This is a genomic window from Amycolatopsis sp. NPDC021455 (assembly GCF_040640995.1).
Lineage (GTDB): Bacteria > Actinomycetota > Actinomycetes > Mycobacteriales > Pseudonocardiaceae > Amycolatopsis.
In genome coordinates this window covers 394,047-416,825 of the sequence record NZ_JBFACT010000002.1, presented here as the reverse complement: position 1 = coordinate 416,825, position 22,779 = coordinate 394,047, and the positions used below count along the sequence as shown (strand labels likewise).

Genomic DNA, 22,779 nt, shown 5'->3' with positions numbered 1-22,779 from the left:
CAAGTCTCCCGTTTGTCACAGAAGTACGGATGGTGTGCGTGAAACGTTCAGGCGCTTTTCCAGTGCGGCACCCCGAGCAGGACCAGACGCAGCCGTTTTTCCGCCGTTCCGGTGATTTTCTCGTCTTCACCTGGGCGGGCTTCCAGCAGTTCGACAATCGTCGTGAGCATCACGGAAACGATCAAGTCGGCCAGCATGTGCAGGTCTTCGGTGCTCCACGACCGCAGCGGCGCGAACCGGGCGAGGTCGATCGCGAGGTCGCCGGAAAACAGGCGGAGTTCGACGCCGATGGCCTTGGCGAGCGGGCCGCCGCCGTAGCGCTCGCGGGTCAGGAACCGGAAATGGTCCTCGTTCGCCCGGACGAACCGGTGCACGGTGACCACCGAGGCGCTGATCATCCCCTGGTAGGTGTCCGGGTCGGTGCGGGCCGAGCGCATCATGCCGCGCAGCGTCCGCGTCGCTTCTTCGACGAGCGCGACGCCCAGTTCCTCCATCGAGGCGAAGTGCCGGTAGAACGCCGTCGGCACGATGCCGGCGCCCTTCGCGACCTCGCGCAGGGAAAGCGTCGCGAACGGGCGGTCGGCCAGCAGGTCCAGCGCGGTGTCCAGCAACGCCTGGCGCGTGCGCAGCTTGCGCTCTTGACGGGTCACCGGCGCCGGCGGGTCTTCGGACACGTCCATCAGCGTACGGCTGTCCACCGCGTTGCTCACGTCACATCCTCGCCTTCCCGCGTTGACAGGGCGTCCACTCCTGCAGTGCACTATTCAGTGCACAGGCGTTCACTGTAACCGAGGAGGACCCGATGACGGCGCTCATCCCCCGGCGGGTGCGCGGTCTCGCCTCGCTGGCCGAGGCGCTGCTGACGCCGCACGGGATGGACCGGTACCTGGAGCTCGTCGACCCGATGCTGGTCCGCCGCGAGATCCGCGGGCTGGTCACGGCGGTGCGCAAGCAGACGCCCGACAGCGTCACGCTGACGGTCGAGCCCAGCCGCGCGTGGCCCGGCTTCACCGCCGGGCAGTACGTCCGCCTGCAGGTGGAGATCGACGGCGTCCGGCGCACGCGCTGCTATTCGCCGTGTGGTTCGCAGTACGACGGCGAGCTGGAGTTCACGGTCAAGGAGCAAGGCCTGGTGTCCGGGCACCTGAACCGCTCGATCGCCGTCGGCTCGGTGGTCGGTCTGTCCACTCCGGACGGCACGTTCACCCTCCCCGCCGTCCGGCCGGACCGCGTCCTGCTGATCGCGGGCGGCAGCGGGATCACGCCGGTGCTGGCCATGGCCCGGACGCTGGTCGACGAAGGGCACCCCGGCGAGATCGTGTTCCTGCAGTACTCGAACGGCCAGGCCGACGCGCTCTACCGCACCGAACTGGCCGATCTCGCCGCCCGGCACCCCGGGCTGCGGGTGGTGCACGCCCACACCCATTCGAAGGGCGGCGACCTGACCGGGTTCTTCTCGGTCGAGCACGTCGAGCCGCGGTTCCGCGACGCGGAGACGTTCGTCTGCGGCCCGAAGGCGCTCATGGACGCCGTGCGCGAGGAGTTGGGTGAACGCGTGCACACCGAGGAGTTCACGCCGCCGGCGTTGACCTTCGACACGGCGGCCGCCGAGGGCCAGGTGCGCTTCAAGCGCAGCGGCCGCGAGTGCGCCAACTCCGGCAAGCCGCTGCTGGAGCAGGCCGAGGACGCCGGGCTTTCGCCGGAGCACGGCTGCCGGATGGGCATCTGCTTCTCCTGCACCCAGCTCAAGACGGCCGGGCGCGTCCGCAACGCCCGCACCGGCGAGATTTCCGGCGAAGAAGACGAAGAAATCCAGCTCTGCATCTCCGTCCCGGTCGGGGACGTCGAGATCGACGCTTAGAGGAGACTGCCATGACCGGTCTGCAGGACCGCCTGACCCCGGAACAGGTCGAGGAGTTCGGCCGCGAGCTCGACGCGCTGCGGCAGCGGATCGTCGACGATCTCGGTCAGGAGGACGTCGACTACATCCACGACATCATCAAGACCCAGCGTGGCCTCGAGGTCGCCGGGCGGGCGCTGCTGTTCGCCGGGTTCTTCCCGCCCGCGTGGCTCGCCGGAGTCGGCGCGCTGTCGGTGGCCAAGATCCTGGACAACATGGAGATCGGCCACAACGTCATGCACGGCCAGTACGACTGGACGCGCGACCCGGCGCTGAGCTCGCAGCGCTTCGAGTGGGACACCGTGGCGCCGGCGGAGAACTGGCGGCATTCGCACAACTACATCCACCACACGTACACGAACATCCTCGACAAGGACCGCGACATCGGTTACGGCATCCTGCGGATGGACGACGCCCAGAAGTGGCACCCGTACTACCTCGGCAACCCGGTGTACGCGACGCTGCTGGCGATCTTCTTCCAATGGGGCGTCATGCTGCACGACCTCGAGATCGAGAACGTCGTCAAGGGCTCGCGGACCTGGGCCGAGAACGTTCCGGTGCTCCGCCGGATCCTGCGGAAGGCTTCGCGGCAGCTCGGCAAGGACTACGTCCTGTTCCCGCTGCTGACCGGCCCCCTCGCCCCGCTGACGTTCCTCGGCAACGCGACGGCGAACCTGACCCGCAACCTGTGGGCGTTCGCGATCATCTTCTGCGGCCACTTCCCGGCCGACGTCGAAAGCTTCACCGAGGACGAGACGGCTTCGGAGACGCGCGGCCAGTGGTACCTGCGGCAGATCCTCGGTTCGGCGAACATCAGCGGCGGCCCGCTGTTCCACATCATGAGCGGGAACCTGTCGCACCAGATCGAGCACCATTTGTTCCCGGACATCCCGGCGCGCCGGTACCCGCAGATCGCCGGCGAGGTGCGGGCGATCTGCGAGAAGTACGGCCTGCCGTACCACACGGGCCCCTTGCACCGGCAGCTCTGGTCGGTGGCGAAGAAGATCGTGAAGCTGGCTCTCCCGTTACCGCGGGCTTCGTCGGTTACCGTGGAACCCGACCGGCAGCTCCGAGCAGCGTGAGGGTGACATGGTGGGTCAGTTCGAGCGGGAAAAGGACACCCTGCAGGTGATCACCGAATCGGCCGCGACGCACGTCGGCAACATCGCGAGCATCATCACCGGGGCGATCCGCGACATCGCCCGCGAGACGGGCGACTGGCTCACGGACGTGATCGAGATGCGCGAGGCGGCGCAGAAGGCCCGGGACGACGACCCGGACACCCCCTGACGCGGCCGAAACTGTCGGTGCCCGCCGGTAAAGTGGAAAACGGGGGGCGCCCCCGCGGCGCACCCCCGTCCGGACGTCACCAGGGAACGACGCCCTCGTCGTCGAAGAAGCCGCCGCGCGGGCCGTCGTCCGGCAGGGTGGCGAGCCGGATCGCGATCGCGGCCCCCTGTTCGGGCGTCCTCGGCGCGTTGAAGCCGGTGAAGTCGGTCGCGACGAAGCCGGGGCAGGCGGCGTTGACGATGACGTTCGTGTCGGCGAGCCGCCGCGCGTACTGCGTCGTGATGCTGTTGAGCATCGACTTCGAGGGCGCGTAGGCGGCCAGGACCGGACCGGGCTGCAGTGCCAGCGAGCCCATGGTGCTGGACATGTTGACGATGCGGGGCGAGTCGGCGCGGCGCAGCAGCGGCAGCATCGCGTTCGTCACCCGGACGACCCCGAACACGTTGGTGTCGAGGACGGTCCGCACGACGTCGAGGTCGAGCGTCGTCGGGTCCTGCGCGTCACCGTCGAGGCGGCCGGCGATGCCGGCGTTGTTGACGAGGACGTCGAGCCGGCCCGCCGTCTGTTCGATGGTCTTCGCGGCAGCAGCGACGCTGTCGTCGGAGGTGACATCGAGGGCGACGCCGAACGCGTCGATACCCTCGGCCCGCAGCTTCTCGACGGCTTCCGCCCGCCGGACGTCGTCGCGCGCGCCCACCGCGACGGTGAAACCGGCCGTTCCGAGGCCCTGCGAGATGGCGAAGCCGATTCCCTTGTTCGCGCCGGTGACCAGCGCGGTCTTCTTGTCGTTCACCAGTCCATGTTCGCGGCGCCGCCCGCTTCGCGTCCAAGATCGTCCCGGTGCGCTGTGATACTCGTGCGGTATCAGGCGGTAGGCTTCACCGGTGCACGACCTCGAGACCCGCGAACTCCGTTACTTCGTCGCCGTCGCCGAGGAACTGCACTTCGGACGCGCCGCCGTCCGGCTGGGGATCGCCCAGCCACCACTCTCCCGCGCGATTCGGCAGCTGGAGAGCAGGCTCGGCGTCCGGCTATTCGATCGGGACCGTCGCGGCGTCGCGCTCACCGACGCCGGACGGGTGTTGCTCCGCGAGGCGGGCACGGCGCTCGACGCGGTCGCGGCGGCGGCCCGCCGGACACGGCGAGCGGGGGACCGGCGGCGCCCGCTGGTCCTCGCGACGAAGGCCGGGGCGGCCCACGACGTGCTGCGACGGCTCCTCGACGCCCAGGCGAGCGAACCCGGCGCGGCACCGATCGAAGTCCTCCTCTGCGAGGTCGGCGAGCAGGCAGGGCTGCTTCGCGACGGGCAGGCCGACGTCGCCCTGATGCTCCGCCCGTTCGACGACCTCGCCGACTTCGACACCGAGGACCTGCACACCGAGGGCCAGGTCGCGATCGTTCCCGCGGGACATCCGCTGGCCTCGCGCGACCACCTCACGCTGGCGGACGTCCGCGACCTGCCGGACCTGCCGATGGCCCGCTGGCCGCGGCCCGACGGGAGCTACCCGGACGGGCCCGGACCGGAGGTGCGCACCCAGGCCCAGCTCGCCCAGCTCGTGGCGCTCGGCAGGACGCTGATCCTCACTCCCGTGTCCAGCCGCGCCTGGCAGTGGCCCGAGCACGTCGCGGTGCCGGTCGTCGACGCCCCGGAGATCACGACGGTGATCGCGTGGCCGCCGAACAGCCGCTCACGGGCGGTCGCCGCCCTCGTCCGCTCGGCGGCCGCGCTGCGTGACGACCCCTCCGGAGGGGCTCTCCCGGACCGTTCGGCACCCGGAACTGTCGGTGCTCCCCGGTAGAGTGGAAGACGGGGGGCGCCCCGCGGGCGGCGGCCGGAAACCGCGTGACGCAGCCGGGACACGGAAGCTTCCCCGAGCCGCAGTAGGGGGAAAACCGGATGGGCGCGCCCGCCGAACCCGGCGAGACTGAACCCGTGACCAGCCTCGACCTGCCGCGACCCCGCCCGCTGCGCCGCGTGTTCGGCCCGCTCGCCTCGCGGGACTTCCTGGCCGAGTACCTCTGGCTTTGGCTCTCCGCGCCGCTGACCGTGTTCGCCCTGGTCAGCTTCCTGGTCGTCCTCGCCGCCGGCGTCTGGCTGACGCCGGTCCTGCTCGGCTTCCTCGTGCTCGGCGGGGCCCTGCGCTACGCCCGCGGCCTCGGCGCCGCGCACCGGACGCTGGCCAAGCGACTGCTCGGCGTCAGCGTGCCCGCCCCGGGCCGTCCCGAGCTCAAGCCGGGGCTGTGGAGCTGGGTCAGAGCCCGCGTCGGCGATCCGGCCGGCTGGCGCGCGGCCGGTTACCTGCTGCTACGCCTCCCCCTCACCTTCGCCGGGCTCTTCACCGTCTTCACCGCGACCCTCTACGGCTTCGCCGCCACCACCTACTCCTTCTTCTGGTTCCCGCTCGGCGAACGGCAGCTGCCCGTCTTCGACATCCGCGCCGAGCACTGGGCCGGCGCGCTGGCCTGGTCCGCGTCCGGCTTGCTGGTCCTCGTCGCCCTCCCGTGGGTGGTCCACGCCTTCACCGCGCTCGACCGGCTGATGGTCGTCGGCCTGCTCGGCGAGCGGGAGCTGTCCGAACGCGTCCGCGACCTCGAGGCGAGCCGCGCGACCGCGGTCGAGGACGCCGCCCTGCGCCTGCGGCGCATCGAACGCGACCTGCACGACGGCGCCCAGGCCCAGCTCGTGGCGCTGGCGATGAAACTCGGGCTGGCCAAGGACGAGCTGGCGGACGTCGACCTCCCCCAGGTCAAACGGCTGGTCACCGACGCGCACGCGAACGCGAAACAGGCACTGACCGAGCTGCGGGACCTCGCCCGCGGCATCCACCCGGCCGCCCTGGACGCCGGTCTCGACGTCGCCCTCGCCACGCTGGTCGCGACGTCGGGGATCGACGCGCGGGTCACCGTCGACCTGCCGCGCCGGCCGCCGCCGTCGCTGGAGACGATCGTCTACTTCAGTGCCGCCGAGCTGCTCACGAACGCGGCGAAGCACGGCGGGACGACGCTGGTCGAAGTCACCGAAGAGCGGGACGTCCTCTGGCTGCGGGTCCGCGACCACGGCCGCGGTGGCGCGCGGATCGTGCCGGGCGGCGGGCTGGCCGGCGTCGCCGACCGGCTGCGGACGGTCGACGGCGAACTGGCTGTCACGAGCCCGCCGGGCGGTCCGACCGAAGTGACCGCGCAGGTGCCGCTGCCCCGCTAGGGTCGCGGGATGCGGATCGTCATCGCGGAGGACTCCACCATCCTGCGGCAGGGCCTCGTCGAGCTGCTGACCTTCCGCGGCCACGAGGTCGTCGCCGCGGTGAAGGACGCCGACGCGCTGCGAGCCGCGGTCACCGGCCACGCCCCCGATGTGTCCATTGTGGACATCCGGATGCCGCCGTCCCACACCGACGAGGGCCTGCGGGCGGCGATCGCGCTGCGCCGCGAGCTGCCTGGTTGCGCGATCCTGCTGTTCTCCCAGTACGTCGAGACGAAGTACGCCGCCCAGCTGCTGGCCGATCGCGCGGGCGGAGTCGGGTACCTCCTGAAGGACCGCGTCGCCGAGGTGTCGGACTTCCTCGACGCGCTGCGCCGGGTCGCGGACGGCGAAACGGTGCTCGACCCCGAGGTCGTCAGCCAGCTGTTCTCGGCCACGCGCCGGACCGACGCCCTCGACGGGCTGACTCCGCGCGAGCGCGAAGTGCTGGGCCTGATGGCGGAAGGCCGGTCCAACTCCGCCATCGCCGCGAAGCTGTTCCTGTCCGCCGGTTCGATCGAGAAGTACGTGTCGTCGATCTTCGGCAAGCTCGCCCTGCCACCGTCCGAAGAGGACAATCGCCGGGTGCTCGCGGTGCTGCGCTACCTCGAGTCCTGAGCCTAGGCTGGGACGCATGTACTCCACCGAGATCGAGGTCCGCACCGGCTCCGACGCCGTCGTCCACGACCTCACCCACGAGGCCGAAGCCTTCCTGCGCGACGCCGACGCGGCCGACGGGCTGCTGCACGTCTGGGTCCCGCACGCCACCGCCGGGCTGGCGATCCTCGAAACCGGCGCCGGCAGCGACGAGGACCTGCTGACCGCGCTCGACGAGCTGCTCCCCCGCGACGGCCGCTGGCGGCACCGGCACGGGAGCCCGGGTCACGGCCGTGACCACGTGCTCCCGGCGCTGGTGCCGCCGTACGCGACGATCCCGGTGCTCGGCGGCGTCCTCGCGCTGGGGACCTGGCAGTCGATCTGCCTAGTGGACACCAACCTCGACAACCCGGTCCGCAAGGTGCGGTTCAGCCTCCTGGCGGGCTGAGGCACCCGGCCACAGCGTCACCAGCAGGCCCGCGGCCAGCAGCGCGCCGAGCACCCAGAGCCCGGTCGTGACGTCGGGCGCGCCCGGCACCCCCTGCAGCAGGCTGCGGAGACCTTCGGTGGAAAAGCGGAACGGCGTCCACGACCACAGCAGCGCGCGGTAGGCCGGGTTCAGCAGCTCCGGCACCTGCCCGGCCACCGCGGGCGCCACCAGGTACAGCGGGCCGAGGACGGCCATCGCGCGCAGGCCGAGCAGGCGCAGCAGCCCGGCCTGCAGGGCCGCGAACGCCGTGGCGGTGAGGAAGACGAACCCGAGGACGCCGGCGTCGAGCGGCAGCGCGGAGTCCCACAGCGCGAAGAAGCCGGCCACCACCGCCGTGACGAGCACGCCGATGCCGACGACCTGCAGGAACCGCTCACCGGCGCCGACCGTGCGGCCGGTGCGCTTCGCGAGCTGCGTCAGCGCCAGGCCCGCGACGAGCGCGCCGATCCAGGCCAGCGCGCTCGCGGCCAGCGGCGCGATCCGGCCGGCGAGGCTCACCGGGTGCAGCACCTCCTGCTTCGGCGCGCCGGCCAGCGCGGTCGCGGCGCCGGTCAGCGCCTGCTGCGCGACCTGGGTGCCCGCCGGGTTGACCGCACCCGACGTCACGACCGTCGCGGACGGCCCGGGCGCGAGTTCGAGCACGCCGTAGACCTTCTTGTCCTCCAGCAGTTTCCGCGCGTCCGCCGGGGTCGTGACGGTCCAGGCGAGCTGGCCGCCGCCGTGCGCGGCGATGCGCTGGGCGATCTCCGGCGGGGCGGCGACGGCGACCGGGACGCCGTCCGGCGCGACGGTGGCCTGCGCGCCGAAGGTGAGGAATCCGAGCACCACCGCCACCAGCGCGCCGGCCACGGCGGCGACCAGGGCGAGCACCCCGGCGGGGCGCCGGGCAGGACTGGTCATGAGAGCCTCCATTTATTCGTCGCTTGTTGAATTCCTGCTCAAGGTACGACCCGGTCCCGCGAAAGTCAACGCTTGTTGAATAATGCCCCCGGTAACCTCGACCCCGTGACGAAGACGCGCCTGGTGCTCTGGGACATCGACCACACGCTGGTGGACTTCACCGAACTCGGCTCCGCGTGGTACTCCGCCGCCTTCACCGCCGCGACCGGGGAGACCCTGCGCGTGCACCCGGTGTTCGGGGGCCGCACGGAGCTCGCCACGACGACCGACCTGCTCACCGCGAACGGCTTGGAGGCCGCGCAGGAGACGATCGACGCGCTGTTCAAGGCCTTGGTGGCGGAGTCGGAACGGGCGGCACACCGTTTCCCCGCCGAGGCCCGCGTGCTGCCCGGCGCGGCCGAAGCGCTGACCGCGTTCGCCGGGCACGGCGGCGTCGTCCAGACGCTCGTCACCGGCAACCTCCCCGAGATCTCGCGGCACAAGCTCGCGGCGTTCGGCCTGCACGAGTACCTGGACCTGGAGATCGGCGGCTACGGGACGCTTTCGGTGCACCGCCCGGACCTGGTCCCCCACGCGATGGAGCTGGCGTCGGCCAAGCACGGCACGGAGTTCGACGCCGGCGCGGTGGTCGTCATCGGCGACACCCCGAACGACGTCAAGGCGGCGCTGGACAACGGCGCGGTCTCCGTCGCGGTGGCCACCGGCCACTTCTCCGCCGACGAGCTGCGCGCGGCGGGGGCGCACGTCGTGCTGCCGGACCTGGCCGACACCGACGCCGTCCGGGCCGCGGTCCTCGGTTGAGCAGCGGCCGGCGACGATGAGCAAGAACAAGAAATACTGGCTGATCGCCGCTGCGGAGACCCTGGTGGGCGTGGCGGGTTTCTCCGCCGTGTTTTCCGATCCGCCGATCTGGTGGGCCGGGATCCTCGCCGCCGCCATCGTGCTCTTCCTGCTCCTGCTGATGCTCTGGATCGCCCTGCGTCCGGAGCGCGCAGAAGCCCGATCGCGCCGGTGAGCTGCGCACATCCTCCTTGGGAGGGGGATTACCCTCGGTCGAAAGGACGAGTCCCTTAGGGGAAATCTCGTTCCCCTGCCCGATGCCGCTCCCGGCGTGAAATCGCAAGACTCTTCCGCATGACCGAAACAGCGCCGGCGGTCGAGCCCGCCGCAGGGGGACGCGTCCGCGGCACCATCGCGGTGCTCAGGCGGCGGCTGCCGTTCACCAGCAGCGTCACGTTCGCCATGCTCGTACTGGCTGTCGCGAGTGGAGCGCTCTGGAACGCGGCCGAAGACCGGGCGGCCTACCCGTTCGTCGCCTACGGGCTGCCGTCGCTGGAGGCCGGCCGGTGGTGGACGATGCTCACCGGACCGTTCTTCGCCGTCATCCCGTGGTACTACCTCCCGATGGTCGGCAGTTTCGCGCTCTGCGCCGGCTTCGCCGAGTGGCAGCTGGGGACGCGGCGCGCGATGGCGGTGACCATCGGCGGCCAGCTCGCCTCGGTGCTCGTCGCGATCCAGTTCCTCGCCCTGTGCCGCGACTCCGGCTGGCTGTGGGCCGAGCGGGTCGCGGGCAGCCTCGACGTCGGGTTCTCCGGCGGCGCGCTCGCCGCGGTGGCGGTCGCCAGCGCGACGCTGCGGCCGCCGTGGGCGCTGCGGCTACGGGCCGGGTTGTGCGTGTACGCCGGAGTCGCGATCGTCTACGTCGGAACGCTGGCCGACCTCGTGCACTTCTTCGCGCTGCTGCTGGCGATCCCGCTCGGGCGGCGCCTGGTGGGCGACCGGCGGGCGGCCGACACCGCGGGCCCGAACCTGCGGGAATGGCGGCTGCTGACCGTCGCCGGCCTGCTGTTGCTCACCATCGCCGAGATCGTGATGTACCTGGTACCCGGCGACGGCCCGTTCGGCTCGACGGAAGGCGTTTCGCTGTCGGGGCCGGAGCTGGCGATCCTCGTCCTGCTGGTGGTCCCGATGCTCAACGGGCTGCGCAAGGGCGGCCGGGTGGCGTGGCGCTGGGCCGTCGCGCTGTCGGCTTTCGTGACGCTGCAAGGGCTCGCCGTCGCCACGGTCATCGGGCTGGCCGACGTCTTCGGCGGGGACTACGACGTCGAGGGCCTCCCGTTGTTCTTCGTGGACAATCTCTTGTGGACGGTCGAGCTGGTCGTCCTGATCGCCGCGCGGCACGCTTTCCGCGTGCCTTCGCGACGCCGGCTGCGGCGCCACGCGCAGGGTCCCGGGCCGGCGCTGGCCCGCACGCTGCTGGACCGCCACGGCGGCAGCACGCTGTCGTGGATGACGACCTGGCCGCGCAACACCTACTTCGTCCGCGAGGACGGCCGTTCGTACCTCGCCTACCGGCGGCACGCGGGGGTCGCGGTCGCACTCGGCGACCCGATCGCGCCGGACGGCACGGCGGCGGCCACCGTCACCGAGTTCACCGCGATGTGCGAGAACTCCGGCCTGGTGCCGTGCGTGTTCTCGGCGACCGAGGCCACCGTCGCGGCGACGCGCGAGCTGGGCTGGCGGCACGTCCAGGTGGCCGAGGACAACGTGCTCGACCTCGACGGCCTGGAGTTCCGCGGCAAGGCGTGGCAGGACGTCCGGTCGGCGCTGAACAAGGCCGCCAAGCAGGAGATCGACTTCCGGCTGGTCCGCTTGGCCGACCAGCCGGAACCCATCCTCGCCCAGGTCCGGGCGCTGTCGGAGGAGTGGATGTCCGGCAAGGCCATGCCCGAGATGGGCTTCACCCTCGGCGGTCTCGACGAGGCGATGGACCCGGCCACCCGGGTCGGCCTGGCGGTCGACGCGGAGGGCACGGTCCACGGCGTGACGTCGTGGCTGCCGGTGTACACCGGCGCGGGCAAGGTCGGCGGCTGGACGCTGGACGTCATGCGCCGCAGCGCGCACGGTTTCCGCCCGGTGATGGAGTTCCTGATCGCGTCGGCGTGCCTGGCCTTCCTCGAGGAGGGCGCGCGGTTCGTGTCGCTGTCGGGCGCCCCGCTGGCCCGCAGCGACTCCGGTGCCCCGGCGCGTTCGGTGGACCGGGTCCTGGAGTCGCTGGGCCGGCTCATGGAGCCGTACTACGGTTTCCGTTCGCTGCACGCGTTCAAGGCCAAGTTCCAGCCGCGGCGCGTCCCGCTGTACCTGGCCTTCCGCGACGAAGCCGACCTCCCGCGCATCGGGCTGGCGCTGAGCCGGGCCTACCTGCCCGACGTCCGGCTGCGGCAGCTGGCGAAGCTGGTCAGTAGCTCTCGGGCACGCTGATCCGCTGCGGGAAGCGGATCTTCCGCCTGCTGACGACGTTCTGGTCCTTCGGGATCAGCCGGCCGTCGGTCAGGCGGAGCCAGTGGCCGTTCCGCGAGTCGGTGAAGGCGAGCATCACCCCCGGTGTCATGTCCGGGCGCTGCCACTCCTCGCGGATCGGCATCCGCCACTTCCCGGGCGGGAGGATGGCGTAGAGGTATTCGTCGTCCTCGATGTCCGGCCCGCGGTGCAGGGTGGACCCGGTCATCGGCAGGTTGTGGACGAGGTCGAACGAGACGACGACGTGGTTGACCGCCTCGGCGTTCGCGTTGGACACGACCATGTACCCGGCGGCGTCGGAGCCGGGCTCGGCCAGCTCGATCCACGCGGTGACCTTCGCGGCCTGCTCCTGCCGCTCCCGCAGGTCCCGTTCCCGCCGGTCCGCCTGCGCGAGCCGCCCGTCCCGGATGGCGATCCACAGGGCCACGACGACGGCCGCGATCGTGCCGATGCCGCCGACCCACTGGCCCGAGGCGCCCCACCAGTTGGGATCCCGCGGCCGGACGAGCCATGTCCAGGCCTTGGCCAGCAACGGCCCGAAGAGCAGAAGCACCCCGGAAACGGCCAGCACTCCGAACGCGACGGCGCGGATCCGGCCGAGCCGTCTGTCCGCATCACCCCTCATGGGGACACAGCCTGCCGAATCCGGGCGCTCAGCGGAAGCGGCAAAACGCCCGGGACACCTCGAGCACGACGGCAAGAACCGGGACCGCCGTCGACCTCGATGCGCCTAGCGCAAGGGTGTCGGCGGCGGCGTGGTGGTGCTCCGGTCCTTCGCCGGGACGAACCGGTAGCTCCGCACGATCCGCACCAGGTCGTCGCGCACCGAAGGTCCCGGCCGGTCGGTGTCCGCGTACGCCACCATGACACCCGACGCGCCGGAGCCGTTCCCGAATCCCATCGCGACCACCTGTGCGTGCTTCGTCGCGCACCCGCCCATTTGCGTCGGCACCACTTCGGCGACGACGATCCACGCGGGAACCGTGGTCCCGTCGGCTTTCGTGACCCGTGCTTGCGCCGTCGGGCCCACCTGCGGTGTCACGCCGTACGCGCCCGCCGCCACGTCCGTCGCGGCCCTGCGCGCCGCCGCCTCGGGGTCTTCCAGGGGTTCCGTCGCGACGCCCGCGCCGCCCAGGACAGTGGTACCGCACGCGAACTTGCCCAGGAACGCGCTCGTGACCAGCTTGATCCCGGGCTCGCCCCAGCCCTGTTGCGTATCGGGGTCCGGTTGCCAGCTCGGCGGGACGTCGTAGGCGTACGCACCATCGCCGCCCGGCACGGACTGCCAGCCCGCGACCGCGGGCGGAACCACCACCCGCGGCGAAGGCGTCACCACCGGCGCCGACGGCGGTGACGACGACGCCGGGTGCGGTTTGCCGACACCCAGTGCGTTGAGCACGCCGGCGACCAAGGCGATGAACGCCAGGCCGAACCACGGCGCCCGCCGCCACTTCAGCGGCTTCGGCCGCGGGCGGATCCGCTTCGGCTGGGCGCGCGGCGCGTCCGCGGGTTCGTAACCGCCGAACCCGCGAAGCGCCGCGTTGTCCTCATACCCCGGCGTCGCGCCTTCGCGGCGCCGGGAGAACCGGGCCATCAGGACCGGACGAGCTTGACCAGGTGCTCGACGACGGCGTCGACCGCGATCTCCTCGCGGTCGCCGGACCGCCGGTCCTTGACCTCGACGACGCCGTTGGCCAGGCCGCGCCCGACCACCAGGATGGTCGGGACGCCGACCAGCTCGGCGTCGGCGAACTTGACGCCCGGCGTCGCCTTGCGGTCGTCGAGGATGACCTCGATACCCGCCGCGTCCAGCTCGGCGGCGATCTTCTCGGCGCCGGCCGCGACCGCCTCGTCCTTGCCCGCGATGACGATGTGCACGTCGAACGGCGACACCACGCGCGGCCAGATCAGGCCGAGGTCGTCGTGGTTCTGCTCGGCGAGCACGCCGACCAGCCGCGAGACGCCGACGCCGTAGGAGCCCATCGTGATCCGGATCGGCTTCGAGTCGGGGCCGAGCGCGTCGACCTCGAAGGCGTCGGTGTACTTGCGGCCGAGCTGGAAGATATGCCCGATCTCGATACCGCGCGCGGCGACCAGGGTGCCGTGCCCGTCCGGCGACGCGTCGCCCTCGCGGACCTCGGCGGCCTCGATGGTGCCGTCCGGGGTGAAGTCGCGCCCGGCGAGCAGGTCGACGACGTGGTGGTCGACCTTGTCGGCGCCGGTGACCCAGGCGGTGCCGGGGACGATCCGGGGGTCGGCGAGGTAGCGCACGCCGTTGTCCTGCAGGGCCTTCGGGCCGATGTAGCCCTTGACCAGGAACGGGTTCTTCGCGAAGTCGGCCTCGTCGAGCAGCGCGACCTCGGCGGGCTCCAGGGACGCTTCGAGGCGCTTCATGTCCACTTCGCGGTCGCCCGGGACGGCCACGCAGACGAGCTCCCACTCGTCCGAGCCCGGCTGACGCGACTTGAGCATGACGTTCTTCAGCGTGTCCGCGGCGGTGAACGTGCGGCCGAGGTCCGCCTTGTTCAGGAAGTCGACCAGGCTCTCGATGGTCGGCGTGTTCGGCGTGTGGTGCACCTGCGCCTCGGGACGGCCCTCGACGGGCTGCGCGGGCGGCGCGGGCGTGACGACGGCTTCGACGTTCGCCGCGTAGCCGGACTCGGTGCTGCGGACGTAGGTGTCCTCGCCCGTCTCGGCGACCGCGAGGAACTCCTCGGACGCCGAGCCGCCCATCGCCCCCGACGTCGCCTTCACGACGACGTACTCGAGGCCGAGGCGGTCGAACAGCTTGGTGTAGGCGTCGCGGTGGGCCTGGTAGGAGCGCGCCAGGCCGTCGTCGTCGAGGTCGAAGGAGTAGGAGTCCTTCATGACGAACTCGCGGCCGCGCAGGATGCCGGCGCGGGGACGCGCCTCGTCGCGGTACTTCGTCTGGATCTGGTACAGCGTGACCGGGTAGTCGCGGTACGAGCTGTACTCGCCCTTCACGGTCAGCGCGAACAGCTCCTCGTGCGTCGGGCCGAGGAGGTAGTCGGCGCCCTTGCGGTCCTTGAGCCGGAAGAGGCCGTCGCCGTACTCGGTCCAGCGGCCGGTGGCCTCGTAGGGCTCCTTCGGCAGCAGCGCGGGGAACTGGATCTCCTGCGCGCCGATGGCGTTCATCTCCTCGCGCACGACGGCCTCGATGCGGCGCAGCACCCGCAGGCCCAGCGGCAGCCAGGAGTACCCGCCCGGGGCGACCCGGCGGACATAGCCGGCGCGTACCAGGAGCCGGTGGCTCGGTACCTCGGCGTCCGCCGGATCCTCGCGCAACGTGCGAAGGAACAACGACGAAGTCCTGGTGATCACTGCGGGGCTCCCTGCGCCGGGCGGGTGTGAAAAGTCCCGCTCAGGGTAGTCAATCCCCCGGCCGTGACTCCAACGGGTTACTCGCGGCCCGGTTTTGTCGGTGGTGCCCGCTAGCTTCGGATCCATGGCGATCCACATGGGCATGATCACGATCGACTGCGCCGACCCGCAGGGCCTGGCGCGGTTCTGGACAGCGGCGCTGGGCACGAAGGTGGCGAACGACTACGGCGAGTTCGTGGTGCTCGCGGCGCCGGAGGGCGGGCTCCCGCTGGGGCTGCAGCGGGTTCCGGAACCCCGGGCCGGCAAGAACCGCGTCCACATCGACTTCGGCGGCGACGATCGCGCGGCGGAGGTGAAGCGGCTGGTCGGGCTGGGGGCCGAGGAGGTGGCCGAGCACGAGGTGCCGGGACTGGCGTGGACGGTGCTGACCGATCCGGAGGGGAACGAGTTCTGCGTGTCGGAGGGGGTGCACTAGGCGAAGGCGGACCGACTTTCGGCTACTGGCGACGCGCCAACGCAAGCCGTTAGCATCTGCGCGGCAAGGAACGGGGGGACCTTGGTCCGGGGATGACCGCGACGAGTCCCGTTCGCGACGAAATTCGATGTACAGGGGGGATCCATGTCGCCCGTCAAGGGTGTCTTCAGCGCGTCCGGAACCGGCGCGTCCAGAATCGGCGCGTCCAGAATCGGCAGAGCCGGGGCGGTGCTCGCCGCCGCCGCGGCGGTGAGTCTCGTGACCGCCGTGCCCGGTGCCGCCGTCACCGGCGGCAGTCCCGCCGCGGACGGGGCCTACGCCTTCGCCACCCAGGTCGAGGTCGGCGGTGTCCACGGCTGCAGTGGCGCCCTGGTCGCACCGCAGTGGGTCGTCACCGCCGCGAGCTGCTTCCCGGAGAACGCCGGGCAGGCCGGGCCGCCGAAGCTCGCCACCAAGGCCACCGTCGGGCGGCGGGGCACCGCGGGGGCCGAACGCGCCGTCGTCGACGTCCTGTTCCGGGCGGACCGCGACGTCGCGCTGGCGAAGCTGGCCGCGCCGGTCACCGACGTCACGCCGGTCGCCATCGGCACCACCGCCCCGGCGCAGTCCGAGGCCCTGCGCATCGCCGGCTACGGCCGCACCGCCACCGACTGGGTGCCCGACCGCCCGCACACCGCCCCGGTCACCGTGCAGAGCGTCACCGCCACCACCTTGGCGGTCGCCGGAGACCCGGCGGCCGCGACGACGTGCCAGGGTGACGCCGGCGGTCCCCTCCTGCGCGAACACGGCGGCGTCGTCGAGCTCGCCGGCATCCACCACGCGTCGTGGCAGGCCGGCTGCCTCGGCTCGACCGAAACCCGCCAGGGCACGGTCGAGACCCGCGTCGACGACATCGCCGCCTGGATCGGCCTCCGCCTCCGCGGCGACGCCTACACCGCACTGCCCACCGCGCAGCGCGTGCTCGACACCCGCACCGACCTGGGCGGCCACAAGAAGCCCGTGGCGGCGGGCGAATCCGTGTCCGTGGCCATCCCCGGCCTGCCGGTCAACGCCGGCGCCGTCGCGGTCAGCCTGGTCGGCGTCGGCGGCACCGCGAGTACCTTCCTGACCGCCTACGGCGACGCCCTGCCCTCGACCTCGAACCTCAACCTCGGTGCCGGCCGCGTCGCCGCCGGCATGGCCATCGTGCCGGTCGGCGCGGACGGCAAGATCAAGGTCCGCAACAACGCCGGCGCCATCGACGTCATCGTCGACTACCTCGGCTACTACAGCGCCTCCGGCGAGTCGACCTACCAGCCGAAGGACAAGCCCGAACTGGTCCTCGACACCCGCACCCCGCTCGGCGGGCACCCGGGCAAGCTGACCGCGGGCGAGGTCCTGACGGTGCCGGTCCGCGGCGTGGCGGGCGTCCCGGCCGACGCCGTCGCCGTGGCCGTCAACCTGACCGGGACCCAGAGCGACTCCGAGACCTTCTTCAGCGTCTACGCGCAGGGCACCCCCGGTTCGTCGACGCTGAACATCCGGCCGGAGGAGCACCGCGCGACCCAGTCGCTGGTGCGGATCGGCGACGACGGCGCCATCCGCGTCTTCCTCCACCACGGCCAGAGCCACGTCCTGCTCTCGGTGGCCGGCTCGTTCGTGCCCGGCGACGCGGGCAGCCGCTATGCGGCGCTGAGCACACCCGCCCGCCTGCTCGACACCCGCGCCGGTACGCCGACGCCGCTCGGCCCGGGCGGGATCCGCACGGTGCCGGTCACCGGGCTGCCGGCCGGGGCGACCGCCGCGGCGGTCAACTTCACCGGCGTCCAGCCGAGCGCCTCGACGTTCCTGGCCGCCTGGTCGCACGACCTGCCGTACAGCGGCAGCGTCCCTTCGACGGTGAACATCATGCAGGGCGAAAACACGTCCAACGCCGCGACGGTCCGGCTCGGCTCGGGGGCGCGGTTCGACGTCCGCAACGCGGACGGCTCGTTGGACCTGGTCGTCGACCTGCAGGGCTACTACACGCGGTAACGGGTAGAAAGGCGGCATGAGCGCTCGCGTACTGCTGCCCTGGACCGACATCGACGTGCCGGAGGGGCTCGACGCCGCCTACTACGACGGCGTCGAGCCCCCTCCGGCCGATCTCGGCGAGGTCGAGTTCTACGTGCTGCCGTACGACAGCGGGCCGGAGCCGCCGAAGCTGATCAAGGAACTGCCGTCGCTGCGGGTGGTGCAGTCGCTGTCGGCCGGGGTCGAGGCACTCGTGCCGCTGCTGCCGGCCGGCGTGCGGCTGGCCAACGGGCGCGGGCTGCACGACCTGAGCGTCGCCGAACACGCCCTCGCGCTGATCCACGCGTCGCAGCGGGACTTGCCCCGCTGGTTCGCGCAGCAGGCGAGGGGCGAATGGGCGCGCGAGCACACGCGCTCACTCGCCGACAGCCGGGTGCTCCTGGTCGGGTACGGCTCGATCGGGCAGGCGATCGAGCGCCAGCTCGTCGCCGCGGAGGCGCTGGTCACGAGGGTGGCGAGCCGTCCCCGCCCGGAGGAGGACGTCCACGGCGTCACCGAGCTGCGCGAACTGCTGCCCGAAGCGGACATCCTGGTGCTGATCTTGCCGGACACCCCCGCGACGCGAGGACTGATCGGCCGGGACGAGCTGGCCGCCCTCCCCGACGACGCCTTGGTCGTCAACGTCGGCCGCGGAACGGCGATCGACACGGACGCGCTCGTCGCGGAGACCCGCACCGGACGGCTGCGCGCGGGCCTCGACGTGACGGACCCGGAGCCCCTGCCCGCGGACCATCCACTGTGGACGGTCCCGGGCGTGATCATCACCCCGCACATCGCGGGCGGGTCGGCGTCGTTCTACCCGCGCGCGAAGAAACTCGCGGCGGAGCAGCTGCGGAGGTACGCGAAAGGCGAGGAGCTGCTCAACCTCGTGCAGCCCTGACGACCCCTGCTTTCAGGACAGCACGTACACGTGCCATTCGTCGTCGACGCGATAACCGCACCGTTCGTAAACACCCAGGGCCCGGTGCGCATTGTCGACGTCGACGTTGAGGGCCGACCGGTCGAATCCGGCGTCCTTCGCGGCCCGGAGCGTGTGACCCAGCAGTCCCGACGCGACGCCGCGGCCGCGCAGTGCCTCCCGCGTTCCCACCCAGGTGGCGTAGTGCTCGCGAATGCCCGTCGCCTCGGCTTCGGACGCGTAGAAGTGGCTCAGCACGAACGCGAGGACCTTGTCGCCGTCGAGGATGAGGAACGACAAGTCCGGGCGGAAGTCCTTCGAGCCGGTGACCAGGTGGCGCCAGGCGTCGGGCTGGTAGACCGTGCTGCCCCAGTGGTCGGCGAAGGTGTCGTTGCGGGCGTCGAGCACCGCGAGGTCGTACTTGAAGTCGAAGGGCACCGCTTCGAAGCCGTCCGGCAGCGCGGGCTGCGGCGGCAGGTCGGCGAGGCCGACGCGCATGTTGACCATCGTCCGGCCGTGCGTGTAGCCCCGCGCCGGCGAGGACACCGGCGATCCAGCGCTCGTTCTGGTGGAGACCGTGGTGCAGTTCGACCGGCGCGCCCGGGAAGGCCCGCTCGTGGACTTCGCGGCTCGTGCGCGCGAACCACTCGACGAGGTGAGCACCGACGGCGTCGTCCCGGTGTTCCGGGTGCACGACGGACTGGAGCCGGATCATGTGCACCGGCTCGGCGGCGTCGCGGCGGCGGACGAGGCCGTAGCCGACGAGCCGGTCACCCGAGAAGGCGCCGACGCTGGCGCGGACCAGGTCGATATTGGGACCTTCGAGCTCTTCACGGAGGTCGTCCTCGCTGAAGTGTTCACCCGTCCGATCGACTTCCTCGGCCGCCGCGTACAGCCTGGTGAGGGCCGGGACATCGCCGAGGGCCAACGGGCGCCAGGTCAGATCCATGCCGGGAGGCTAGGCCGGACGGTGACGTCCGCGCATCCCGATTTACGCTCGGGGCGTGCTGGTGCTCCTCCCCCCATCCGAGACCAAGGCCGACGGCGGCCGCGGCGGCCCGCTCGACCTGGGCGAGCTGTCGTTCCCCGAGCTGAACCCGACCCGGGCGAAGCTCGCCGACGCGCTGGCGGAACTGGCCGCCGACGTCCCGGCGAGCATCGCGGCCCTGGGCATCACCGAGCGCCAGGCGGGGGAGGTAACGCGCAACGCGCAGCTCTGGTCGTCACCGACGATGCCGGCACTGCGCCGCTACACGGGAGTCCTCTACGACGCGCTCGACGTGAAAAGCTTCACGAAGGCCGGTCTGGAGAAGGCACACCGCCGGCTGGCAGTGACGTCCTCGCTGTTCGGCGTGGTCTCGGCAACGGACCCGATCCCGGCATACCGGCTCTCGGGCGGCAACACGCTGCCCGCACTGGGGACGGTCCGCGGCCTGTGGAAGCCGGTCCTCGAGCCGGTGCTGCAGGCGGTCGAGGGCCTGGTGGTGGACCTGCGCTCAGGCACGTACTCGGCATTCGCCAAGCTCCGCCCGGACGCGGTGACGGTCCGGGTGGTCACGGAGAACGCCCGCGGCGAGCGCGTGACGGTAAGCCACTTCAACAAGGCCTACAAGGGCCGCCTGGCCCACGTACTGGCGGCGACGCGCGCCGACCCATCCACTGTGGACCAGCTGGTGAAGGTGATCACCAAGGCGGGCCTGGTGGTCGAGCGCACCGGCGAGCACGCACTGGAGCTGGTCACCGAGGGCTGAGCAAGCCGGCTACGGTCACGACGGACGGCATGCTTCCAAGTTGCCACGCACGGTTCCGGTCAGCGGATGGTCCTCACCCAGGACCCGGCCGGCATTGGCGAGCGTTTGTTCGTAGAGGAGGATCGCCCGGTCCAGCCGGCCTGCCGACCGGTAGGCGGCCGCCAGGTTGTTGGCCGAGGTCAACGTGTCCGGGTGATCTTCACCAAGCACGCGGCGCCGGTCGGCAAGGGTTCGCCCCAGAAGAGAGACAGCCTCGTCCAACCGCCCCACCGACTGGTAGGACATTGCCAGATTGTTGGCCGAGGTCAAAGTTTTCGGGTGCTCATCGCCCAGAACACGGCGAATATCAGCGAAAGTCTTCTCAAAGAGGGAAATTGCCTCGCCCGGCCGCCCCTTGGACCGGTAGACACCCGCCAGGTTGTTGGCCGAGGTCAACGTGTCCGGGTGATCTTCGCCAAGGACACGACGTCGATCGGCAAGGACCTTGCGGTAGATGGAGATGGCCTCGTCCAGATAGCCCGTCGATTCGTAGGCACCTGCCAGGTTGTTGGCCGAGGTCAACGTGTTCGGATGGTCTTCGCCGAGGACGCGACGTCGGTCTGCAAGGGTTCGCTCGAGGAGAGGAATGGCCTCGTCCAGCCGCTCCGCCGAAGTGTAAGCGCCCGCCAGATTGTTGGCCGACGACAACGTGTCCGGGTGATCTTCGCCAAGCACCCGGCGCCGATCGGCAAGAGTTTGCTCAAGAAGAGGAATGGCTTCATCCAGCCGCCAGGCCGACTCATAGGCGAATGCCAGGTTGTTGGCCGAGATCAACGTGATCGGATCGTCTTCCCCGAGGACGCGACGAATATCGGCAAAGTTCTGTTCATAGAGAGCAATGGCCTTGTCCAGCCGTCCCGCCGACCGGTAGGCGAATGCCAGCTCGTTGGCCGAGGTCAACGAGTGCAGATGATCCTCCCCAAGCACACTCCTCGCATCGTTGTACACAGCCTCTGCCAACGGTATCGCTCGAGCGAGCAAAGCAGTAACGGCGAGATGTTTGAAAGCCCAAATGCGTAGCTCGAGTATTTCCGCAACAACTTCGATATTCTCCGATTTATCCACGTTATCCCAGAGTGCCTCGATTTGACGAACCAGCTCATCACCCTCGGACCGCCAGGCCCAGGAGTACGTGGTATCGAAGGTCAATTGATCAAGACGCTCTGCCTCGCGCAGCATCACACGTTTGTAGGAACCGGTCGTCCGACATCGGTCACGAACGACCCGCTGAACCAGCCGATGCATGATCACGGCTTGCTCGCCAGGGCCCGCGAGTTCGACCACCGAGGCGTTGTGCAATCGCGCCAAAGCTTCGTCGACCGACGAGGCTTCCTGTTCGACGGCAAGTATTTCTCGGGATACGCCGTCCGGCGACAAGACCGCGAGGCCGTCGAGCAGCTCGGAGTCAGTCGTCGACTCAGCCGAGTAAAATGATTCGAGGGCCATCAGGATCACCGTTGCGACGCCGAGCGGATAGCTGTCGCCGTCGCGTCGTATCAGGTACTGATCCACCGGAAAGCGCCTGAACTGTGCCAAGTAGGAAGCATAACTTCGGGCGATCCGGATACGCGGAGCTGCCTGAGTGAGGGCCAGCGGCAGAAACCCGAGTTCATGCGCGACCTGACGAGCACCATCGATGTCATCGATTCCGGTTGCTTCCTGGAGGAAGTTCAGTGCGGTTTCCTCGGTGAACACGTCGACCGGCACAGCGCGGCCCACTCGTTCCGTGCCGCGGTCCGTGCTGGTTATCACGACCTGCACGGCTCCCGCGGCCGGAAGGTGTGGCTTCACCGCGTCCGGTGCGGCGAGGTTGTCGAAGACGAGCAATGCCGGCGCACGCCGCGTTTGGAGATAATCGCGCACTCGCGCCACCGTGGTATCCGCGTCATCTTCGGGGCTTCGCAGGCCCAGCCGGTCCGCGAGCTGAGTCATGCCTGCTTGCAGGAGATCAGCGGATTCCGCGCTGATCCAGGCGACCAGCCAGCCATCACGCACTCGGCGCCGAGCGTAGGCGGCTGCCACCTGCGTCTTTCCCACGCCTCGCTGCCCCGTTACAGCGCATACCACGCAGATCTCGCCGGACAAACCAGCCAGCGTTTCGACCTGCCAGGGTGGCTGGAAGTTGGGCGGTTCATGAGGGATGAGCCCCACCACGACCTGCCCGTCCGCCGCGGTCGGCGCCTTCTCCGCGTGCACGTGGACATCCCCGTGGATGTCACGGACCTGGACGACCGCGGAAGCATTCCCGCTCATCGTGTTGCGCACTTCGGAATTCGATCCGAGTGCTGGTGGGTGCGCGGCCCGTTCCCGGCCTGCCCACCATGCCAACGGCAGAGTCAGGAGAGCACTGGGAATGGCGGCCAGGCCGATGGCGTCCCCGGACGGATATCCCAGATACAAGCACAGCCAACATCCGCTAGCGAACACCCCGGCACCCGCCGCGATGGTGATGCACCATTTCAGCGCCCTCGACATCGAGCCCCTCCGGCCGTCGGCCACCCTCCGCT

The 22,779-nt window shown here is 70.7% G+C and carries 22 protein-coding genes; 14 read left to right on the top strand and 8 right to left on the bottom strand.

Translation table 11 applies throughout. The features are described from left to right. Nucleotides 1–47: 47 nt before the first annotated feature. Nucleotides 48–710, bottom strand: coding sequence for a TetR family transcriptional regulator (locus AB0G28_RS04985; protein WP_361083040.1), 663 nt, complete (start codon nt 708–710; stop codon nt 48–50). Between the two features lie 92 nt (nt 711–802). On the opposite strand from AB0G28_RS04985, the gene AB0G28_RS04980 reads away from it, so the two are divergent. Genes AB0G28_RS04980 through AB0G28_RS04970 form a run of 3 tightly spaced genes read left to right on the top strand, consistent with a single transcriptional unit; the run spans nt 803 to nt 3,190 of the window. Next, on the top strand, nt 803–1,861 hold the full coding sequence (locus AB0G28_RS04980) for an FAD-binding oxidoreductase (RefSeq protein ID WP_361083038.1): 1,059 nt from the start codon (nt 803–805) through the stop codon (nt 1,859–1,861). Between the two features lie 11 nt (nt 1,862–1,872). Beyond that, nucleotides 1,873–2,982, top strand: a complete 1,110-nt coding sequence (locus AB0G28_RS04975; RefSeq protein WP_361083037.1) for an acyl-CoA desaturase — start codon at nt 1,873–1,875, stop codon at nt 2,980–2,982. Nucleotides 2,983–2,989: 7 nt separating this feature from the next. Next, nucleotides 2,990–3,190 carry a hypothetical protein gene (locus AB0G28_RS04970; protein WP_361083035.1) on the top strand — a complete coding sequence of 67 codons (201 nt, stop codon included), beginning with the start codon at nt 2,990–2,992 and terminating at the stop codon, nt 3,188–3,190. 76 nt (nt 3,191–3,266) lie between these two features. Here AB0G28_RS04970 and AB0G28_RS04965 read toward each other — a convergent pair whose 3' ends face one another. Next, nucleotides 3,267–3,983 carry an SDR family oxidoreductase gene (locus tag AB0G28_RS04965; RefSeq protein WP_361083033.1) on the bottom strand — a complete coding sequence of 239 codons (717 nt, stop codon included), beginning with the start codon at nt 3,981–3,983 and terminating at the stop codon, nt 3,267–3,269. Between the two features lie 91 nt (nt 3,984–4,074). Between AB0G28_RS04965 and AB0G28_RS04960 the strand changes: the two genes are divergently transcribed. The 4 genes from AB0G28_RS04960 to AB0G28_RS04945 all read left to right on the top strand — a co-directional run bounded on the left by AB0G28_RS04960 (nt 4,075) and on the right by AB0G28_RS04945 (nt 7,473). After that, nucleotides 4,075–4,989, top strand: coding sequence for a LysR family transcriptional regulator (locus AB0G28_RS04960; RefSeq protein ID WP_361083031.1), 915 nt, complete (start codon nt 4,075–4,077; stop codon nt 4,987–4,989). A 98-nt stretch (nt 4,990–5,087) separates the two neighbouring features. Continuing rightward, the gene (locus AB0G28_RS04955; protein ID WP_361083029.1) at nt 5,088–6,392 is read left to right on the top strand and encodes a sensor domain-containing protein; all 1,305 of its coding nucleotides are present in this window, start codon (nt 5,088–5,090) and stop codon (nt 6,390–6,392) included. A gap of 9 nt (nt 6,393–6,401) precedes the next feature. Beyond that, nucleotides 6,402–7,046, top strand: a complete 645-nt coding sequence (locus tag AB0G28_RS04950) for a response regulator transcription factor (protein WP_361083027.1) — start codon at nt 6,402–6,404, stop codon at nt 7,044–7,046. A gap of 16 nt (nt 7,047–7,062) precedes the next feature. Beyond that, entirely contained in the window at nt 7,063–7,473 is a 411-nt protein-coding gene (locus tag AB0G28_RS04945; protein ID WP_361083025.1) for a secondary thiamine-phosphate synthase enzyme YjbQ, read from the top strand. On the opposite strand, the gene AB0G28_RS04940 is transcribed toward AB0G28_RS04945, so the two are convergent. Continuing rightward, nucleotides 7,411–8,415 (bottom strand): ABC transporter permease, encoded by a 1,005-nt coding sequence (locus tag AB0G28_RS04940; RefSeq protein WP_361083023.1) that lies wholly within the window; start codon nt 8,413–8,415, stop codon nt 7,411–7,413. The two genes, AB0G28_RS04945 and AB0G28_RS04940, sit on opposite strands and share 63 nt — an antisense overlap. 105 nt (nt 8,416–8,520) lie before the next feature. Here AB0G28_RS04940 and AB0G28_RS04935 point away from each other — a divergent pair, with 105 nt between their 5' ends. From AB0G28_RS04935 to AB0G28_RS04925, 3 genes are all read left to right on the top strand, one after another. Continuing rightward, nucleotides 8,521–9,216, top strand: a complete 696-nt coding sequence (locus AB0G28_RS04935) for a haloacid dehalogenase-like hydrolase (RefSeq protein WP_361083021.1) — start codon at nt 8,521–8,523, stop codon at nt 9,214–9,216. A 16-nt stretch (nt 9,217–9,232) separates the two neighbouring features. Then, nucleotides 9,233–9,430, top strand: a complete 198-nt coding sequence (locus AB0G28_RS04930) for a hypothetical protein (protein WP_361083019.1) — start codon at nt 9,233–9,235, stop codon at nt 9,428–9,430. Nucleotides 9,431–9,549: 119 nt separating this feature from the next. Next, on the top strand, nt 9,550–11,676 hold the full coding sequence (locus AB0G28_RS04925; protein ID WP_361083017.1) for a DUF2156 domain-containing protein: 2,127 nt from the start codon (nt 9,550–9,552) through the stop codon (nt 11,674–11,676). Here AB0G28_RS04925 and AB0G28_RS04920 read toward each other — a convergent pair. The 3 genes from AB0G28_RS04920 to AB0G28_RS04910 all read right to left on the bottom strand — a co-directional run bounded on the left by AB0G28_RS04920 (nt 11,654) and on the right by AB0G28_RS04910 (nt 15,057). Then, nucleotides 11,654–12,340 (bottom strand): hypothetical protein, encoded by a 687-nt coding sequence (locus AB0G28_RS04920; protein WP_361083015.1) that lies wholly within the window; start codon nt 12,338–12,340, stop codon nt 11,654–11,656. The genes AB0G28_RS04925 and AB0G28_RS04920 overlap by 23 nt on opposite strands. Nucleotides 12,341–12,445: 105 nt before the next feature. Beyond that, complete coding sequence (locus tag AB0G28_RS04915; RefSeq protein WP_361083013.1) at nt 12,446–13,309, bottom strand: hypothetical protein; 864 nt, start codon at nt 13,307–13,309, stop codon at nt 12,446–12,448. Beyond that, nucleotides 13,309–15,057 (bottom strand): proline--tRNA ligase, encoded by a 1,749-nt coding sequence (locus AB0G28_RS04910; RefSeq protein WP_361083011.1) that lies wholly within the window; start codon nt 15,055–15,057, stop codon nt 13,309–13,311. Before AB0G28_RS04910 ends, AB0G28_RS04915 begins: the two co-directional genes overlap by 1 nt. A 124-nt stretch (nt 15,058–15,181) precedes the next feature. On the opposite strand from AB0G28_RS04910, the gene AB0G28_RS04905 reads away from it, so the two are divergent. The 3 genes from AB0G28_RS04905 to AB0G28_RS04895 all read left to right on the top strand — a co-directional run bounded on the left by AB0G28_RS04905 (nt 15,182) and on the right by AB0G28_RS04895 (nt 18,464). Further along, nucleotides 15,182–15,532, top strand: coding sequence for a VOC family protein (locus AB0G28_RS04905; protein ID WP_361083009.1), 351 nt, complete (start codon nt 15,182–15,184; stop codon nt 15,530–15,532). Between the two features lie 144 nt (nt 15,533–15,676). Further along, a complete protein-coding gene (locus tag AB0G28_RS04900; RefSeq protein ID WP_361083007.1) occupies nt 15,677–17,545 on the top strand; it encodes a S1 family peptidase in 1,869 nt (622 codons plus the stop codon). A 16-nt stretch (nt 17,546–17,561) separates the two neighbouring features. Continuing rightward, entirely contained in the window at nt 17,562–18,464 is a 903-nt protein-coding gene (locus AB0G28_RS04895) for a 2-hydroxyacid dehydrogenase (RefSeq protein WP_361083005.1), read from the top strand. A gap of 12 nt (nt 18,465–18,476) precedes the next feature. Here AB0G28_RS04895 and AB0G28_RS04890 read toward each other — a convergent pair whose 3' ends face one another. Further along, a complete protein-coding gene (locus AB0G28_RS04890) occupies nt 18,477–19,028 on the bottom strand; it encodes a GNAT family N-acetyltransferase (protein WP_361083003.1) in 552 nt (183 codons plus the stop codon). 458 nt (nt 19,029–19,486) lie between these two features. Between AB0G28_RS04890 and yaaA the strand changes: the two genes are divergently transcribed. Then, nucleotides 19,487–20,233: a peroxide stress protein YaaA gene (yaaA, locus tag AB0G28_RS04885; RefSeq protein WP_361083001.1), complete on the top strand. Its 747-nt coding sequence runs from the start codon at nt 19,487–19,489 to the stop codon at nt 20,231–20,233. Between the two features lie 15 nt (nt 20,234–20,248). Here the strand turns inward: yaaA and AB0G28_RS04880 are convergent, their stop codons facing one another. Beyond that, the gene (locus tag AB0G28_RS04880) at nt 20,249–22,747 is read right to left on the bottom strand and encodes a tetratricopeptide repeat protein (RefSeq protein ID WP_361082999.1); all 2,499 of its coding nucleotides are present in this window, start codon (nt 22,745–22,747) and stop codon (nt 20,249–20,251) included. Between the last annotated feature and the right edge of the window lie 32 nt (nt 22,748–22,779).

Coding starts and splice junctions, on each gene's coding strand:
- AB0G28_RS04980 (WP_361083038.1), top strand. CDS start 803: ATGACGGCGCTCATCCCCCGGCGGGTGCGCGGTCTCGCCTCGCTGGCC.
- AB0G28_RS04975 (WP_361083037.1), top strand. CDS start 1,873: ATGACCGGTCTGCAGGACCGCCTGACCCCGGAACAGGTCGAGGAGTTC.
- AB0G28_RS04970 (WP_361083035.1), top strand. CDS start 2,990: ATGGTGGGTCAGTTCGAGCGGGAAAAGGACACCCTGCAGGTGATCACC.
- AB0G28_RS04955 (WP_361083029.1), top strand. CDS start 5,088: ATGGGCGCGCCCGCCGAACCCGGCGAGACTGAACCCGTGACCAGCCTC.
- AB0G28_RS04950 (WP_361083027.1), top strand. CDS start 6,402: ATGCGGATCGTCATCGCGGAGGACTCCACCATCCTGCGGCAGGGCCTC.
- AB0G28_RS04945 (WP_361083025.1), top strand. CDS start 7,063: ATGTACTCCACCGAGATCGAGGTCCGCACCGGCTCCGACGCCGTCGTC.
- AB0G28_RS04940 (WP_361083023.1), bottom strand. CDS start 8,415: ATGACCAGTCCTGCCCGGCGCCCCGCCGGGGTGCTCGCCCTGGTCGCC.
- AB0G28_RS04930 (WP_361083019.1), top strand. CDS start 9,233: ATGAGCAAGAACAAGAAATACTGGCTGATCGCCGCTGCGGAGACCCTG.
- AB0G28_RS04925 (WP_361083017.1), top strand. CDS start 9,550: ATGACCGAAACAGCGCCGGCGGTCGAGCCCGCCGCAGGGGGACGCGTC.
- AB0G28_RS04920 (WP_361083015.1), bottom strand. CDS start 12,340: ATGAGGGGTGATGCGGACAGACGGCTCGGCCGGATCCGCGCCGTCGCG.
- AB0G28_RS04915 (WP_361083013.1), bottom strand. CDS start 13,309: ATGGCCCGGTTCTCCCGGCGCCGCGAAGGCGCGACGCCGGGGTATGAG.
- AB0G28_RS04905 (WP_361083009.1), top strand. CDS start 15,182: ATGGCGATCCACATGGGCATGATCACGATCGACTGCGCCGACCCGCAG.
- AB0G28_RS04900 (WP_361083007.1), top strand. CDS start 15,677: ATGTCGCCCGTCAAGGGTGTCTTCAGCGCGTCCGGAACCGGCGCGTCC.
- AB0G28_RS04895 (WP_361083005.1), top strand. CDS start 17,562: ATGAGCGCTCGCGTACTGCTGCCCTGGACCGACATCGACGTGCCGGAG.
- AB0G28_RS04880 (WP_361082999.1), bottom strand. CDS start 22,747: ATGTCGAGGGCGCTGAAATGGTGCATCACCATCGCGGCGGGTGCCGGG.